Origin of the sequence: Rhizomicrobium sp., assembly GCA_037200985.1 — a bacterium.
Lineage (GTDB): Bacteria > Pseudomonadota > Alphaproteobacteria > Micropepsales > Micropepsaceae > Rhizomicrobium.
In genome coordinates, this window is sequence record JBBCGJ010000001.1 from 3,152,065 (window position 1) to 3,166,922 (window position 14,858).

The window sequence follows — 14,858 nt, forward strand, 5'->3', positions numbered from 1 at the left end:
CTTGAATATCCCCGTCATCGACATCGCGCCGTTTTCTTCGAGCGACGGCCGCGCGGCCGTCGCGGCGCAGTGGAACGCGGCGATGCGGGGGACCGGGTTCGCGCTGATCGGCGGTCATGGCATAGACAGCGCATTAATCGATGGCATCTATGCGCATGCGCAGGCGTTCTTCGCGCGGCCGCTCGCGGAGAAGACGAAGCTCACTTTTCCGGACAAGGGACGCGGCCAGGGCTATCTGCCGTTGCGGAGCGAAATCGTCGGCAGCGGGCGCGATCCGCAGGCGCGGCCCGATCTCTGCGAGTCCCTCACCTTCGCCAATCCGCGCTTCGACCGCGCCGCGCCGGACACTGCGCTGGACGCACGGCTCTATCGCGCCAATCTGTGGCCGCACGACATGCCGGGCTTCCGCGAGACGGTGGAGGCCTATATTGCGGCGGGGCAGCGCCTCGCGCTGGACCTGATGCGGCTGAGCGCGGTGGCGCTCGATCTGCCGGAGGACTATTTCGCGCCGTTCTTCGACAAGATGGAATTGAATCTGCGCTGCGTGCTCTATCCCGACCAGCCCGAGGCGCCGGGCGCACATGAATTGCGCTATGGCCCGCACACCGATTTCTCCGGCTTCACGATCCTGCGCCAGGACGCGGCGCCGGGCGGGCTCCAGGTGAAGAGCGGCGCCGACTGGATCGACGTGCCGGCGGTGCCGGGCACCCTCGTCATCAACGCGGGCGACCTGATCCAGCGCTGGACCAACGACCGCTGGGTGTCGAACGTGCACCGCGTCGTCAATCCGCCGCGCGATGTGAAGACGGGGACGCGGCGGCTTTCCATCGTGCTGTTCACCGGACCGAACAGCGACGCGCGGATCGAGTGCCTGCCGGGTTGCGGAGAGGCCAAATATCCGCCCATTCTCGCCGGACTTCATTCCGAAGAGAGGATGCGGCAGACCTATGGAACGGCTTCTTCCTAAGACTGTCATGCCCGCGCAGGCGGGCATCCAGGGACGCAAGCGACTCTGGATGCCCGCCTGCGTGGGCATGACGATTTTGCTTGCGGCGCTGGCAGCGCACGCCGCACCGCCGTCGCGCGAGGCTCGCGTCGCCGCCGTGATCGCGCACGCCGCCGCCTCGCCTCCCGCCTTGCGCGTCCTGCTGCAGCCCATGCCGAAGGGCGGCGACCTGCACAACCATCTCGACGGCTCGGTCTATGCCGAGGATTATCTCCAATGGGCGAGCGACGACGGCGACTGCATCGCGCGCGCCACGCGGGCGATCACGCCGCCGCCCTGCGCGGCCGACGCCGTGCCGGCCAAGGACTTGGTCTCGCGCGATCCGAAGTTCTACCAGGAGACCATCGACGCGCTGTCGATGCGCAACTGGTTTCCCGGCAGCGGCACCGGCGAGGCCTCGGGCCACGACCACACTTTCGCGACGTTCGGGCGGTTCATCCCGGCCGGGGCGGGGCATCTGAGCGACATGCTGGTGGCGACGCGGCGGATCGCGGCGGCCGATCATGTGACCTATATCGAGCAGATGACCGATCCCGCGGCTGCGTTCGCGCCCGCGCTGTTCGGCGACGACGTCGCGTTCGACGCCGCCGATCTGTCCCGGAGCTTCGACGCGGTGGCTCCGAAACTTCCGGCCCCGGCCGCCGCGGCGCGCGCCGAATACGACGCGGCCGAGGCGAAGATGCGCGCGGCGCTGGCCTGCGGCACGCCGAGGGCCGACGCCGCCTGCGACGTGGCGGTGCATTATCTCTTCTATGCCGTGCGCACGCTGCCGCCCAAACAGGTGTTCGCGCAGATCGCGCTGGGCTTCACGCTGGCCGCGACCGATCCGCGCTTCGTCGGCGTCGATCTCGTGGCGCCGGAGGACGATCCCGTCAGCCTGCGCGATTTCGAGCTGCAGATGCGGATGTTCCGCTTCTTCAAGACCTGCTTTCCCGGGGTGAACCTGTCGCTGCATGCCGGCGAGCTGGCGCTGGGCCTGGTGCCGCCGACGGAGCTCGGCTTCCACATCCGCGACACGGTCGAGATCGCGGGAGCGCGGCGGATCGGGCACGGCTATTCGATTCCTTATGAGCGCGACGCCGCCGGTCTGCTGGCGGAGATGGCGGCGAAGAAGATCGCGGTCGAGATCAACCTCACCAGCAACGACATCACGCCGGGGATCAAGGGCGCGGAGCATCCGCTGGCGCTCTACCGCCGCGCCGGCGTGCCGGTGACGCTTTCGGCCGACGACGAGGGCGTGTTCCGCATCGATCTCACCCACGAATATGTCCGCGCCGCGACGGAGCAGAATCTCGGCTATCTCGATCTCAAGAAACTCGCGCGCAACGGCCTGGAATACAGCTTCCTGCCGGGCCAAAGCCTTTGGCAGAGCGGCGACTACGCCAAGCCGGCACCCGCCTGCGCCGGCAATCCGCCGGGCGCCGCGACGCCGAGCGCGCCTTGCGCCGCCTTCCTGGCGGAAAACGAGAAGGCCGCTATTCAATGGCGGTTCGAGCGCGAGATCGCGGCCTATGAGGATGCGGTCCTGGCCGGCCTTTTCGCGAAACACTGAACCCGTCACACGAATGTGTAGACCGGCGGCGCCCGCGATCCCCTAATCTGCCGGCCGTGCTCTTCCCCGGGGGATAGGATGAGACGTCTCGCTCCGATCGCTTTGCCGGTTCTTCTTTTCTGCGGCGTCGCCCGGGCGGTCGAGCCGCCGGCCTATGTCGCCCAGGCGGTCGTCGATCCGACGCGGCCCAAGGACGACCGCGATGCCGACGCGCTGCGCGATCCCGGCGACACCATCGTCCTCGCCGGCGTGAAGCCCGGCATGATCGTCGGCGAGCTTTATCCCTGCGGCGGCTATTTCTCGCGGATGCTGAGCGACGTGGTGGGCGCGAAGGGCAAGGTCTATGGGCTGGAGACCATGCGCTGGAAGGATTGCCTGCCCACCGACGAGAAGATGGTCGCGAGCCTGCCGCTGAAGAACATGACGGTCGCCGGCGCGGCGTTCGGCGAATTCACCCTGCCGGAAAAGGTCGATCTGTTCTGGATCACGCAGAATTATCACGACCTGCACATCAAGGAGTATGGCGACGTCGACATGGCGGCGTTCAACCGGCATGTCTTCGACTCGCTGAAGCCGGGCGGCATCTATTTCATCCTCGACCATCAGGCGGCCGGCGCGCTGAGCGACGACGACATCGCCAAGCTCCATCGCATCTGGCGCGACCAGATCGTGCGCGAGGTGACGGCGGCGGGCTTCAGGCTGGCCGACGAGGGAAGCTTCCTGCGCCGGCCGGGCGACGACCACACCAGGTCGATCTTCGATCCGGCGATCCGCGGCCACACGGATCAATACGCGTTGAAATTCGTGAAGCCTTAGGGACGGCGCAACGCCTGCGCCCGGGCGACGAGGTTGGCGGTCGGCAGTTCCTTTTTCATGACGCCCTCGATGAAGTCGACGCCGGAATAGCCCGCCGCTATCAGGCCGAGGATCGTCTTCGGGTCGGGCGCGGGGGGACCCTTGCTGCCGAGCTCCAACACCACCGCCGCGAGCGCGCCGGCGACGGCGCCATAGAGCAGGCTGAGCAGGACGTCCGACCACTTGAACGCCGCGTCGAACACCTGGCTGCTGTCCGCGCCCGCCAGCACGGCCGCCGCGGCGGATGCGTTGTTCAGTTTCTTTATACCGATGGCGACCCGTATGCCCTGGCCGACAACGCCGCACAAGCAGCCCAGCAGCAGAAGCTGGATCCAATCCGTTACCGTCATGACGCCTATCTCCTCGATGCGGCGTCAAAACTAGGCGCATCGTCGGCGCGCCGCCGTGACGACCGTCACGCCGCGACGGCGATATACATGTCGACATGGGAGCCCTTGCGCATCGGCTCGAAGTCGGAGGGATAGAGTTCGAAGTCCGGCGCGGGCACGGTCTTGAAGCCGGAGCGCGGCAGAAGCTCGCCCCATATCTTTCCCATCGCGGCCTGCATCTGCGGATGCAGGGGCGTTCCGTCCAGCGTCAGGCGGAAGACGGCGTAGCTGTGCGCGTCGAGGCCGATGCGCTCGAACCCGTCCGGCAGCGGCGCGTCGCCCGCCACCTCCACGCCCGCGATGTATCTGAGGATGCCTTCCGCCTTGTCCTCCATCCTGCACACGCCATAGGTGCGCGCATCGGCCTGGCCGGGAAGCGGCAGGACGCGGATGAGGCGCGGCCAGAGGCCGGGGATGCCGCTCTTGTTCTCGTCGGTGAACAGCGCGCCGACCCCGGCGACGGCGAAGGCGCCGCGCGGCACGAGATCCGGGAGCATTTCGACCTTTGCGGCGGCGGACATGACGGTCTCCTTTTTCGGTTGCCTGAGGGCGTCGCGCTTGAACTGGCCGGGCGGCACGCCATAGCGGCGGCGGAAGGCGCGGGTGAAGGCTTCCTGGCTCTCGAAGCCGCAATCGAAGGCGAGCGCGGCCAGCGGCGGCGGCGCGTCGCCGGTCAGGCGCAGCGCCGCAGCCTGGAGCCGGCAGAGCCGGACATAGCCCATCACGCTTTCCCCGAAGCGCGCGGTGAACAGGCGCGAGAAATGGTAGGGCGAGAAGCCGGCGACGGCCGCCAGCTCCGCCACCGTCAGGGGCTCGTCGCGATGGGCCTCGATATAGGCGAGGACTTCGGCCAGGAAGTCGGGTTCGGACATGGAGGGATCATGGCAGGTGCCCCGGGCGCCGTCCTGACCGGGCTTGCGGCCACCCTTTGCCGCCCGGTACGTTTCCTTTCGGACGCGCAGCCAGGAGACCCCGATGGCAGAGCCCAACGAGTCCAATTCCGCCCAGCAGAACCAGGACCGGCAAAAACCGGGGCCGGTGAAGCTCGATCCCCTGGCCAACCGCACGGTTCCGGCGGCCGACGGCGCGGTTCATGGCGGCGAGGTGACCAAGCCCGGCCAGATGGACGGCGACGAGGACGTCTCGCCCAGCGCGCCGCAAAGCGAGGTCGAGAAGGCCGTGCGCGGCCGAAGTTGAGAGACGTAGAATGTTGTAGCAAGTTATATGTGGTTATAGCATTCAATCTCGTCTCGACGTCTTGGCCTTAACTGCCGGCTGAGCCCTCTTCATGAACTGGTCGAAGAGGGGCACGGTGAAATCGATCTCGCCATAGCGCGGACTGTAAATCATGCCCTTTTTGATCAATGAATCTCGAACCGGGCCGAACGATGCCCCCTTCTTCTTGAAGAAGGCGGCGATATCGGCAGTTTTGTAAGGACCTGAGCCAAGTTCGGCCATTGCGCGAAGATAGCGTTTCTCGGAATCGGTAACGCGATCGAGTCTCACGCGGAAGAAGCTTTCGTCGAGTTTTCGTGTCGCTTCGGCACTTGCGTTTTTCACGTCGTCCAGAGTTATGGGCGATTGAGGTGCAAGGTCCCAGACGACCGATCCCCACGCCTGTACAAAATAGGGATAGCCCGCCGTCGTGCGAACGATCTCTTCCAGGGCATCGTCCGTATATTCGACATTCAGATCCCGGGCGGGCTCGGTGATTGCGCGACGCGCGTCTCTGGCCTCCAGCGCGCCGATGATCGGATAGGTGAATAGCCGTTCGGCATAGGATTTCGCGTCACCCGATAATGCGGGAAGGAGCGGTAGACCGGCCCCGATCACGATTATCGGAAGGTTTCTCTGCGCGACTCGATGTGTCGCGACGATGAGCGCTGCCAAATCGGTCTGGGAAAGATATTGGATTTCATCAATCAGAAGGGCAATGCCGGTTCCGTTTGCTTTTGCGGCCTCTCCCGCCGCCAGGAAAAGGTCGGGAAGGTCTCGCTCCAGATCGCCGCTGTCGGCGGTGCCAATGACAGCCTTGTTGCTGAGCGCGACCTGCACCTCTCCGATCTTCATCGATAGAGTGAAGCTTTTGAGGACGCCCAACGCACGATCGGCAACGTCCTTGGCCTTCTCCAATACGCTGATTTTTAGGAGCGCCTGCCGCAGGCTTGGGGCCAGCAGTTCTGCCAAGGCACGGTTTTCCGGAGCTTCGATGAAGTCGACAACGTATCCTTCTTTTTGCGCAATTCGCAGGAACTCATTCAGAAGGACGGTCTTGCCCACACCCCGAAGGCCGGTGAGAAACATTCCCTGGCTTGGGCGACCCGCTATGACGCGCGCCAAGGCAACTTCGACGTCGTCGAGAATCTTGTCGCGCCCTGTCAATTCGGGCGGCGGCGTGCCGGCCCCAGGAGCATACGGATTCTTCTTGCGGTCCATATAACTGCCTATTTCTTGTTATAACTATCTAAGATTCCCTAAAATTTGCAACTTCGACGTGCGGGCACGAAGTCTACGCCGACGTTCAGGCGCCGCGAACACATACCGAACGATATTTCATATTCAACAATAATACCATTGCCTTAGGGTGCATCTTGCAAACAAGAACAAATCATGTACTTTGGCGTCTTCGTGGCGGTGGCTTGGGTTTTCCTTGCCGCTCTGAAATAAGGAGGCGGATCTCATGTCACAGGCGGCTTTGCGGGTAGTGGCCAAGGACGATAAGGAAAATGCCGATCGCAAGCGTGCGCTGGACGCGGCGCTGAGCCAGATCGACCGCGCCTTCGGCAAGGGCTCCGTCATGAAGATGGGCGCCCGGGACCTGGGGGTCGCGACCGACGCGGTCTCCACCGGCTCGCTCGGGCTCGATATCGCGCTGGGCATCGGCGGGCTGCCGCGCGGCCGGGTGATCGAGGTCTATGGCCCGGAAAGTTCGGGCAAAACGACGCTGGCGCTGCATGTCGTGGCGGAGATCCAGAAGAAGGGCGGCATCGCCGCTTATATCGATGCCGAACATGCGATGGACCCCGGCTATGCCAAGAAGCTGGGCGTCGATATCGACGAGATGCTGATCTCCCAGCCCGATACCGGCGAGCAGGCGCTGGAGATCACCGATACGCTGGTGCGCTCGGGCGGCGTCGACATCGTGGTGATCGATTCGGTCGCGGCGCTGACGCCCAAGGCCGAGCTTGAGGGCGAGATGGGCGATTCGCTGCCCGGCCTGCAGGCGCGGCTGATGAGCCAGGCGCTGCGCAAGCTCACCGCCTCGATCTCCAAATCCAACACCATCGTGCTCTTCATCAACCAGATCCGCATGAAGATCGGCGTGATGTTCGGCAATCCCGAAACGACGACCGGTGGCAATGCGCTGAAATTCTACGCTTCGGTGCGGCTCGACATTCGCCGCATCGGCGCGATCAAGGACCGCGACGAGGTGATCGGCAACCAGACGCGCGTGAAGGTGGTCAAGAACAAGGTCGCGCCGCCCTTCAAGCAGGTCGAGTTCGACATCATGTACGGCCAGGGCATTTCCAAGACGGGCGAACTGCTCGATCTGGGCGTCAAGGCAGGCGTGGTGGAGAAATCCGGCTCCTGGTTCTCCCATGACGGCGACCGCATCGGCCAGGGCCGCGAGCAGGCCAAGACCTTCCTTTCCGCCCATCCCGACATCGCCGACAGGATAGAGGCCGCGATCCGCGGCAATGCCGGGCTGATCGCCCAGAACCTGGCGTTGGGCGGCTCGGACAAGGACGCGGACGAAGACGAGGAATAGGCCGGCCCGGCCCAACGACCGGCAAGGCCGGCTTGTTGATTATCGCGCAGCTGACGCTGCGCTTTGTGTTCGTTCCTTTATTGGCATGAGGGAACGACTCCGGCGAAGGGGCGCCCCGCCACGGGCGCCCCTTCGTTTTTCCCCACCGTCCCCTTGAGGGAGGGTCGATATCCGTCGGGAAGAACCGCCATTCCACGCCTGGGGATGACAGAAAATGGCGCGGCGGCTACATAGGCCCCATGACAAGCCTCGCAGACGTCCGCACCTCGTTCACCGATTTCTTCCGGGACCGCCAGCATGCGGTGGTGCCCTCCTCCCCGCTCGTGCCGCGCAACGACCCGACCCTGATGTTCACCAATGCGGGCATGGTGCAGTTCAAGAACGTGTTCACCGGGGCGGAGAAGCGGCCCTATACCCGCGCCACCTCGGTGCAGAAATGCGTGCGGGCCGGCGGCAAGCACAACGACCTCGACAATGTCGGCTATACCGCGCGCCACCACACCTTCTTCGAGATGCTGGGCAATTTCTCGTTCGGCGACTACTTCAAGGAAGTCGCGATCGCCAATGCCTGGGACTACATCTCGGGCACGCTGGCGCTGCCCAAAGACAAGCTGTGGGTGACGGTCTATCCGACCGACGAGGTCGCGCGCGGGCTGTGGAAGAAGATCGCCGGCCTTCCCGACGACCGCATCGTCGGCCATGAGAGCAATCTGTGGGCGATGGGGCCGGTCGGTCCTTGCGGCTATTGCTCGGAGATCTTCTACGACCAGGGCGACAGCGTCGCGGGCGGCCCGCCCGGTTCCCCGGAGGAGGACGGCGACCGCTTCCTGGAATTCTGGAACCTCGTCTTCATGCAGTTCGAGCAGGTCGACGCGGACACCCGCATCGACCTGCCGCGCCCCTCGATCGACACCGGCATGGGGCTGGAGCGCATCACCGCCATCCTGCAGGGCGTCACCAACAATTACGACGTCGACCTGTTCCGCCACCTGATCGCCGCCTCGGTCGACCTCTCCGGCGCCAGGGCGGAAGGCGACGCGGTGTTCAGCCACCGGGTCATCGCCGACCATCTGCGCTCGACCTCCTTCCTGATCGCCGACGGCGTCCTGCCCTCGAACGAGGGCCGCGGCTATGTGCTGCGCCGCATCATGCGCCGCGCCATGCGCCATGCGCATTTGATCGGCTCGAAGGACCCCCTGATGCACCGGCTGGTGCCGGCGCTGGTCGCCGAGATGGGCCAGGCCTATCCCGAGCTCAAGCGCGCCGAGACGCTGATCGGCGAGACACTGAAGCTGGAGGAGATCCGCTTCCGCGAGACCCTGGCGCGCGGCCTCAAGCTGCTCGACGAGGCCGCGGCCGGCATCCCGGCCGGCGGCAAGCTGGCGGGCGACGTCGCCTTCAAGCTCTACGACACGTTCGGCTTCCCGCTCGACCTGACGCAGGACGCGCTGAAGGCCAAGAATATCGACGTCGACACCGAGGGCTTCGACGCCGCCATGGCGCGGCAAAAGGCCGAGGCGCGCAAGGCCTGGGCCGGCACCGGCGAGGCCACCACCGACGCGCAATGGTTCGCGCTGAAGGACGAACTGGGCTCGACAGAGTTCCTCGGCTACGACACCGAACATGCCGAAGGCACCATCCTCGCCGTCCTGAAGGACGGCGACCGGCTGGCCGCCGCCGCCAAGGGCGAGACCGTGCTGATCGTGACCAACCAGACGCCGTTCTACGCCGAATCCGGCGGCCAGGTCGGCGACCAGGGCACGATGACCTCGCCCAAGGGCGCCGGCCGCGTGATCGACACCGAGAAGAAGCTCGGCAGCCTGCATGTCCATGTCGTGACCGTGGAGCATGGCGCGCTGTCCGTGGGCGAGACCGTCGACCTCAAGGTCGACGGCGAGCGCCGCCGCGCCACGCGGGCCAACCATTCGGCGACGCATCTTCTGCATGCCGCGCTGAAGCGCGTGCTGGGCGGCCATGTGCAGCAGAAGGGCTCGCTGGTCGCGCCCGAGCGGCTGCGCTTCGATTTCAGCCATCCCAAGCCGGTGACGCATGACGAGCTCGAACGCATCGAGCAGATGGTCAATGACGTGATCCGGCAGAATTCCGACGTCACCACGCGGCTGATGGCGACCGAAAAGGCCATCGACGCCGGCGCCGAGGCGCTGTTCGGCGAGAAATACGGCGACGAGGTGCGCGTCCTCTCCATGGGCACCGACATCGACGCGGCCCAGGATTATTCGGTCGAGCTGTGCGGCGGCACCCATGTCCACCGGCTGGGCGATATCGGGCTGTTCACGATCCTGAGCGAGAGCGCGGTCGGCGCCGGCGTGCGGCGCATCGAGGCGCTGACATCCGAGGGCGCGCGCAAATATCTCTCCGGCCAGGCCGAGATCGCGCGCGAGGCCGCGGCGGCGCTGAAGACGACGGCGCCCGAATTGCCGGCGCGCGTGGCGCAGCTTTCCGAAGAGCGGCGCAAGCTGGAGCGCGAGCTGGTCGAGGCGCGCAAGCAGCTTGCGCTCGGCCGGACCGCCGCGGCGCCGGCGGCGCGCGCGGAGGCCAAAGCCGGGGACGGCCCCGCCGTCGATGCGCGGATCGTCGAGGGCGTCGCGCCCAAGGATTTGAAATCGCTGGTCGACGGCGCCAAGGCGCAGATCGGCTCGGGCGTCGTCGCCTTCGTGGCGGTGGCGGAGGGACGAGCCTCGCTGGTCGTCGGCGTGACCGACGACCTGACGGCGCGGGTGAGCGCGGTCGACCTCGTCAAGCTCGGCGCCGAGGCGCTGGGCGGCAAGGGCGGCGGCGGGCGGCCCGACATGGCCCAGGCCGGCGGCCCGGACGGCGCCAAGGCACAGAGCGCGCTCGACGCGATCGCCGACCGCGTGAAAGCGCTCCCGCCGGCGGCATGAAGAGCGCGGCCGGCGAACCCTTGCGCCGGCGCGCCTATCTCGCGCTCGAAGGCGGCCGTCTGGGCGGACCCCTGGGCGCGGCCGTCGAGGGCACGCTGATCGCGCTGATCGTGCTCAACGTCGCCGCCTATACGATGCAGAGCGTGCCGGCCTTCGAGGCGGCGCACCGCCACACGCTCCACTGGTTCGAGCTCGTCTCCGTCGTGGTGTTCGCGGTTGAATATGCGACGCGGATCTGGACGGCGCCGGAAGACCCGATCGCGAGCGAGCGCGGACCGCTCCTCGGGCGGCTCTATTTCGCCAGCCGGCCGGTGATGATCATCGATTTCCTGGCGATCGCGCCCGCCATGGCGGCGCTGTTCCTGCCCGTCGCCGACCTGCGCGTGCTGCGCCTGTTCCGGCTGCTGCGGCTTCTGAAGATCGCGCGCTATTCGCCCGCCCTGTCGGCGCTGTCGCGCGTGCTGGTGGAGGAGCGGCGCGCGCTCTACGGCAGCCTGCTGCTGTTCCTCTGCGCCATGCTGCTGTTCGCCGCCGCGATGCACGCGATCGAGGCCGAGACCCAGCCGGAGGCCTTCGGCACGATCCCGCGCGCGATGTGGTGGGCGGTGACGACGCTGACGACGGTCGGCTATGGCGATGCGGTGCCGCACACGCCGCTCGGGCGCCTGCTGGCCGGCGTCGCGATGATCGTCGGCCTCGGCCTCGCCGCGCTGCCCGTCGGCATCGTGGCGACGGGCTTCGCCAACTCCATCCACCGCCGCGATTTCGTGGTGACCTTCGGCATGCTCGCGCGCGTGCCGCTGTTCCAGGGCTTCGACGCGCGCACCGTGAGCGAGATCATGGACCTGTTGCGCGCCAACACGGTCAGCGCCGGCGACATCATCTCGCCGGCGGGCGAGCACGCCGCGGCGATGTATTTCGTGGTGGCGGGCGAGGTGGAGGCGCAGATGCCCGGCGCGAGGCTGCGCTTTTCGGCGGGCGATTTCTTCGGCGAGCTCGGCCTCGTCGAGCACAGCATGCGCGACGCGACGATCGTGGCGGTGCAGACCTCGCGGCTGCTCGAATTGTCGGCGGCGGATTTCGAGGCCCTGCTGCAGAAGCGGCCGGGACTGCGCGAGACGATCGGGAAGATGACGCCCAAATCCGCGCTCGACCCCTGGCTGGCGGAGCCGGAAGTGGAAAAGGCGCACGCCGTCCAGCCGCCGGACCGAACGCGGTAGCGGGCCGCCGGCGCGTTCGGCCGTCCGCATCCCCTATGGCGCGAAATACACCGCGATCTTGTTGCCGGTCGGATCGCGCAGATAGGCGCCGTACCAGCTTCTCTTCTCCGGCGGGCGATAGCCCGGCGCGCCTTCATCCGTGCCGCCATTGGCGAGACCGCCGCTGTAAGCGGCGTTCACCGCCGCTTCCGAATAGGCCTTGAAGGCGATCATCATGCCGTTGCCAGGACGGGCCGGCTCCTTGTTGTAGGGCGGGCAGAGATAGACGCAGTGCGAATCCTTGCCCTTCGGGCCGTAGCCGACCCAGCCGCTGTCATCGAATTTCCGTTCATTGCCGCAGGCACCCAGAACGGCGTCGTAAAAGCGGCCCGACGCCTCGCAGCTCAAGGCGCCGATCGTGACATAGCCAATCATCGTCCCTTCTCCACCAAACTGGCGGATCAGCCTAAGACAAGAATTCGGAACGCATCAAGAACGATTGTTCGGGCGCGGGCCTGAAAAACGCAATGCCTGCCGCTGCAGGGATCGGGCGGTCAGGACGATTTCGCAGCCGCCCGATCGAGCGCGAGCGTGACGGAGACCACGGTCCCCGTGGGCGTGTTGGGCGAGACCCACATCGTGCCTTTATGGCCGCTGACGATCTGGCGGCTGATCGGCAGGCCGAGGCCCATGCTCATCAGCTTGGTGCTCGCGAAGGGTTCGAACAGCCGCTTGCCCACATCCTCCGGCAGGCCCGGACCGGTGTCGGCGACGTCGAAGCGCAGCGCATCCTCGTCCAGGCGGACCGTCAGCGCGATCTCCCGAAGCGGTTGGCCGGCGACGGCCTCGGCCGCATTGGTCACGAGGTTGACCAGGACCTGCTGGATCTGGACGCGATCCATCTGCACCGGCGGCAGGCCGGGCGCGACGGCGATGACGAGTTTGGCATCGGCGCGCCGGACGACCGATTCGAGCAACCGCGCCGCGTCCGCCACCACCGACGCGACGTCTTCGAGACGATGCGCCGTGGTCGCGGCCGACATGTAGCCGCGCAGCGTCTTGACGATGTCGCTGGCGCGGTCGATCTGCTGCGCGAGCTTGCCGATCAGCTCCTCCGATTTGGCATCCGAGACCGCGCCGCCGCGCTTCAAGGCGCTCAGATAATTCTTCGCCGCCGTCAGGGGCTGGGAGACGTCGTGCGCCAGGGCCGACGCCATCATCGCCATCGTGTTGAGCCGCGACATCTGGAGCAGGCCGCTGCGCAGGGCGTCGATCTGCGCCAGTTCCTCGTTGCTCCTCTGCAGCTCCAGGATGAGCCGCTCCTGATTCCGGGCGAGGCGCCGCCGCGCTTCGTCGGATTCCGGATCGGTAACGGCCGACGTCACGTCATAGACGCGATGCACGATCCAGCGGATTTCGCCCGCATCGTCGAGGATCGGCACGTTGCGCGGGCTCCAATACCGTTCCGCCAGGCCGCCGCCCTCGCTTTGCGGCAGGCGGACGTCGTAGCGGCTGATCGGCATGGATTCGGGGCGGCGCAGGCGGAACACCCGCTCGATCGAGGCGCGGAATTCCGCCGCCGCATTCGCGTCCTCGCGGTCGGGATTTTCCGGAAACACATCGAAGATGTTGAGCCCCAGAACCGCCTCGCGGTCGATCCGCATCGCCTGGCAATACGAGTCGCTCGCCGCGACGATGCGAAGCTCAGGATCGAGGACGAGATAAAGGCCGGGCGACTTCTCGAACAGAGCCTTGAAATCGACAGGCGCGGGTGGGCTCTGCGCCATGAAACCTGCTCGCTACGAAACGCCAAAACCGACCACGCCGCTCCGTGCGGTGCGATACGGAATTGTACGTACCGCAGAGCATCTTATGTCGGATGCCCGGCAATGGCCAGTCGGACGGCGCGCGCCGGCTAGGCCATCGCCGCCTTGAGGTTCTCGTCGACCTTGTCGAGGAAGCCTTCGGTGGTGAGCCATTTCTGGTCCGGGCCGACGAGCAGCGCGAGGTCCTTGGTCATGAAACCGGCCTCGACCGTCTCGACGCAGACCTTTTCCAGCGTGTGCGCGAACTTGTCGAGCGCGGCGTTGCCGTCGAGCTTGGCCCTGTGGCTAAGCCCGCGCGTCCAGGCGAAGATCGAGGCGATGGAATTGGTCGAGGTCGAGCGGCCCTTCTGGTATTCGCGGTAATGGCGCGTGACCGTGCCGTGCGCGGCTTCGGCTTCCACCGTCTTGCCGTCGGGCGTGAGCAGCACGCTGGTCATCAGGCCGAGGCTGCCGAAGCCTTGCGCCACCGTGTCGGACTGCACGTCGCCGTCGTAGTTCTTGCAGGCCCAGACATAGCCGCCGCTCCATTTCAGCGCGGCCGCCACCATGTCGTCGATCAGGCGGTGCTCATAGGTGATGCCGGCGGCCTTGTACTTGTCGGCGAATTCGGCGTCGAACACCTCCTGGAACAGATCCTTGAAGCGGCCGTCATAGGCCTTGAGGATGGTGTTCTTGGTCGAGAGATAGAGCGGATATTTGCGCGCCAGCGCGTAGTTCATCGAGGCGCGCGCGAAATCGATGATCGACCGGTCGAGATTGTACATCGCCATGGTGACGCCCGATCCCGGCGCCTGGAACACCTCGTGCTCGATCACCTTGCCGTCCTCGCCGACGAATTTGATCGAGAGCGTGCCCTTGCCCGGGAAGCGGAAATCGGTGGCGCGGTACTGGTCGCCATAGGCGTGGCGGCCGATCACGATGGGCTGGGTCCAGCCCGGCACCAGGCGCGGCACGTTCCTGCAGATGATCGGCTCGCGGAAGATCGTCCCCCCGAGAATATTTCGAATCGTGCCGTTGGGCGACTTCCACATCTTCTTGAGCTTGAACTCGGCGACGCGCGCCTCGTCCGGCGTGATGGTGGCGCATTTGACGCCGACGCCGTGCCGGGCGATGGCGTGGGCGGCGTCGATGGTGACCTGGTCGTCGGTGGCGTCGCGATGCTCGACGCCGAGGTCGTAATATTCGAGGTCGATGTCGAGATAGGGCAGGATCAGCTTTTTCTTGATGAGGTCCCAGATGATGCGGGTCATCTCGTCGCCGTCGAGCTCGACGACCGGGTTGGCGACTTTGATCTTGTCCATGGGGGCCTCGAAAGTGCTGCTGGCGCGGGGTATAGCGGGGGCCCATAGACCCGTCAAA

13 protein-coding genes are annotated in these 14,858 nt (G+C 66.1%); 7 read left to right on the forward strand and 6 right to left on the reverse strand.

The features are described 5' to 3' along the window. The first annotated feature begins 1 nt into the window (after window position 1). The 3 genes from WDN01_15370 (at window position 2) to WDN01_15380 (ending at window position 3,374) form a co-directional block, all read left to right on the forward strand. On the forward strand, window positions 2–967 hold the full coding sequence (locus tag WDN01_15370; protein MEJ0027404.1) for a 2OG-Fe(II) oxygenase family protein: 966 nt from the start codon (window positions 2–4) through the stop codon (window positions 965–967). Between the two features lie 7 nt (window positions 968–974). Then, window positions 975–2,558: a hypothetical protein gene (locus WDN01_15375; GenBank protein ID MEJ0027405.1), complete on the forward strand. Its 1,584-nt coding sequence runs from the start codon at window positions 975–977 to the stop codon at window positions 2,556–2,558. 78 nt (window positions 2,559–2,636) lie between these two features. Continuing rightward, complete coding sequence (locus WDN01_15380) at window positions 2,637–3,374, forward strand: hypothetical protein (protein ID MEJ0027406.1); 738 nt, start codon at window positions 2,637–2,639, stop codon at window positions 3,372–3,374. Here the strand turns inward: WDN01_15380 and WDN01_15385 are convergent. Both WDN01_15385 and WDN01_15390 read right to left on the reverse strand, forming a co-directional pair. Further along, window positions 3,371–3,763, reverse strand: a complete 393-nt coding sequence (locus WDN01_15385; GenBank protein ID MEJ0027407.1) for a hypothetical protein — start codon at window positions 3,761–3,763, stop codon at window positions 3,371–3,373. The two genes, WDN01_15380 and WDN01_15385, sit on opposite strands and share 4 nt — an antisense overlap. Before the next feature lie 65 nt (window positions 3,764–3,828). Further along, window positions 3,829–4,674, reverse strand: coding sequence for an AraC family transcriptional regulator (locus tag WDN01_15390; protein MEJ0027408.1), 846 nt, complete (start codon window positions 4,672–4,674; stop codon window positions 3,829–3,831). Between the two features lie 103 nt (window positions 4,675–4,777). Between WDN01_15390 and WDN01_15395 the strand changes: the two genes are divergently transcribed. After that, a complete protein-coding gene (locus WDN01_15395; GenBank protein MEJ0027409.1) occupies window positions 4,778–4,999 on the forward strand; it encodes a hypothetical protein in 222 nt (73 codons plus the stop codon). A 42-nt stretch (window positions 5,000–5,041) separates the two neighbouring features. Here WDN01_15395 and WDN01_15400 read toward each other — a convergent pair whose 3' ends face one another. Next, window positions 5,042–6,238, reverse strand: a complete 1,197-nt coding sequence (locus WDN01_15400; GenBank protein MEJ0027410.1) for an ATP-binding protein — start codon at window positions 6,236–6,238, stop codon at window positions 5,042–5,044. A 244-nt stretch (window positions 6,239–6,482) separates the two neighbouring features. Between WDN01_15400 and recA the strand changes: the two genes are divergently transcribed. The 3 genes from recA (at window position 6,483) to WDN01_15415 (ending at window position 11,694) form a co-directional block, all read left to right on the forward strand. Next, window positions 6,483–7,571: a recombinase RecA gene (recA, locus tag WDN01_15405; GenBank protein MEJ0027411.1), complete on the forward strand. Its 1,089-nt coding sequence runs from the start codon at window positions 6,483–6,485 to the stop codon at window positions 7,569–7,571. Window positions 7,572–7,810: 239 nt separating this feature from the next. Further along, window positions 7,811–10,474 (forward strand): alanine--tRNA ligase, encoded by a 2,664-nt coding sequence (gene alaS / locus WDN01_15410; GenBank protein MEJ0027412.1) that lies wholly within the window; start codon window positions 7,811–7,813, stop codon window positions 10,472–10,474. Then, window positions 10,471–11,694 carry a cyclic nucleotide-gated ion channel gene (locus WDN01_15415; GenBank protein MEJ0027413.1) on the forward strand — a complete coding sequence of 408 codons (1,224 nt, stop codon included), beginning with the start codon at window positions 10,471–10,473 and terminating at the stop codon, window positions 11,692–11,694. Before alaS ends, WDN01_15415 begins: the two co-directional genes overlap by 4 nt. Window positions 11,695–11,727: 33 nt before the next feature. Here the strand turns inward: WDN01_15415 and WDN01_15420 are convergent, their stop codons facing one another. From WDN01_15420 to WDN01_15430, 3 genes are all read right to left on the reverse strand, one after another. After that, entirely contained in the window at window positions 11,728–12,108 is a 381-nt protein-coding gene (locus WDN01_15420) for a VOC family protein (protein MEJ0027414.1), read from the reverse strand. Window positions 12,109–12,227: 119 nt separating this feature from the next. Continuing rightward, window positions 12,228–13,460 (reverse strand): ATP-binding protein, encoded by a 1,233-nt coding sequence (locus tag WDN01_15425; protein ID MEJ0027415.1) that lies wholly within the window; start codon window positions 13,458–13,460, stop codon window positions 12,228–12,230. A 128-nt stretch (window positions 13,461–13,588) separates the two neighbouring features. Then, complete coding sequence (locus WDN01_15430; protein MEJ0027416.1) at window positions 13,589–14,800, reverse strand: NADP-dependent isocitrate dehydrogenase; 1,212 nt, start codon at window positions 14,798–14,800, stop codon at window positions 13,589–13,591. Window positions 14,801–14,858 lie beyond the last annotated feature (58 nt).

Excerpts from the sequence above, each read along its gene's own strand:
- WDN01_15385 (MEJ0027407.1), bottom strand. The coding sequence starts at position 3,763 with ATGACGGTAACGGATTGGATCCAGCTTCTGCTGCTGGGCTGCTTGTGC.
- WDN01_15415 (MEJ0027413.1), top strand. The coding sequence starts at position 10,471 with ATGAAGAGCGCGGCCGGCGAACCCTTGCGCCGGCGCGCCTATCTCGCG.
- WDN01_15420 (MEJ0027414.1), bottom strand. The coding sequence starts at position 12,108 with ATGATTGGCTATGTCACGATCGGCGCCTTGAGCTGCGAGGCGTCGGGC.
- WDN01_15380 (MEJ0027406.1), top strand. The coding sequence starts at position 2,637 with ATGAGACGTCTCGCTCCGATCGCTTTGCCGGTTCTTCTTTTCTGCGGC.
- recA (MEJ0027411.1), top strand. The coding sequence starts at position 6,483 with ATGTCACAGGCGGCTTTGCGGGTAGTGGCCAAGGACGATAAGGAAAAT.
- alaS (MEJ0027412.1), top strand. The coding sequence starts at position 7,811 with ATGACAAGCCTCGCAGACGTCCGCACCTCGTTCACCGATTTCTTCCGG.
- WDN01_15430 (MEJ0027416.1), bottom strand. The coding sequence starts at position 14,800 with ATGGACAAGATCAAAGTCGCCAACCCGGTCGTCGAGCTCGACGGCGAC.
- WDN01_15390 (MEJ0027408.1), bottom strand. The coding sequence starts at position 4,674 with ATGTCCGAACCCGACTTCCTGGCCGAAGTCCTCGCCTATATCGAGGCC.
- WDN01_15375 (MEJ0027405.1), top strand. The coding sequence starts at position 975 with ATGCCCGCGCAGGCGGGCATCCAGGGACGCAAGCGACTCTGGATGCCC.
- WDN01_15395 (MEJ0027409.1), top strand. The coding sequence starts at position 4,778 with ATGGCAGAGCCCAACGAGTCCAATTCCGCCCAGCAGAACCAGGACCGG.
- WDN01_15425 (MEJ0027415.1), bottom strand. The coding sequence starts at position 13,460 with ATGGCGCAGAGCCCACCCGCGCCTGTCGATTTCAAGGCTCTGTTCGAG.
- WDN01_15400 (MEJ0027410.1), bottom strand. The coding sequence starts at position 6,238 with ATGGACCGCAAGAAGAATCCGTATGCTCCTGGGGCCGGCACGCCGCCG.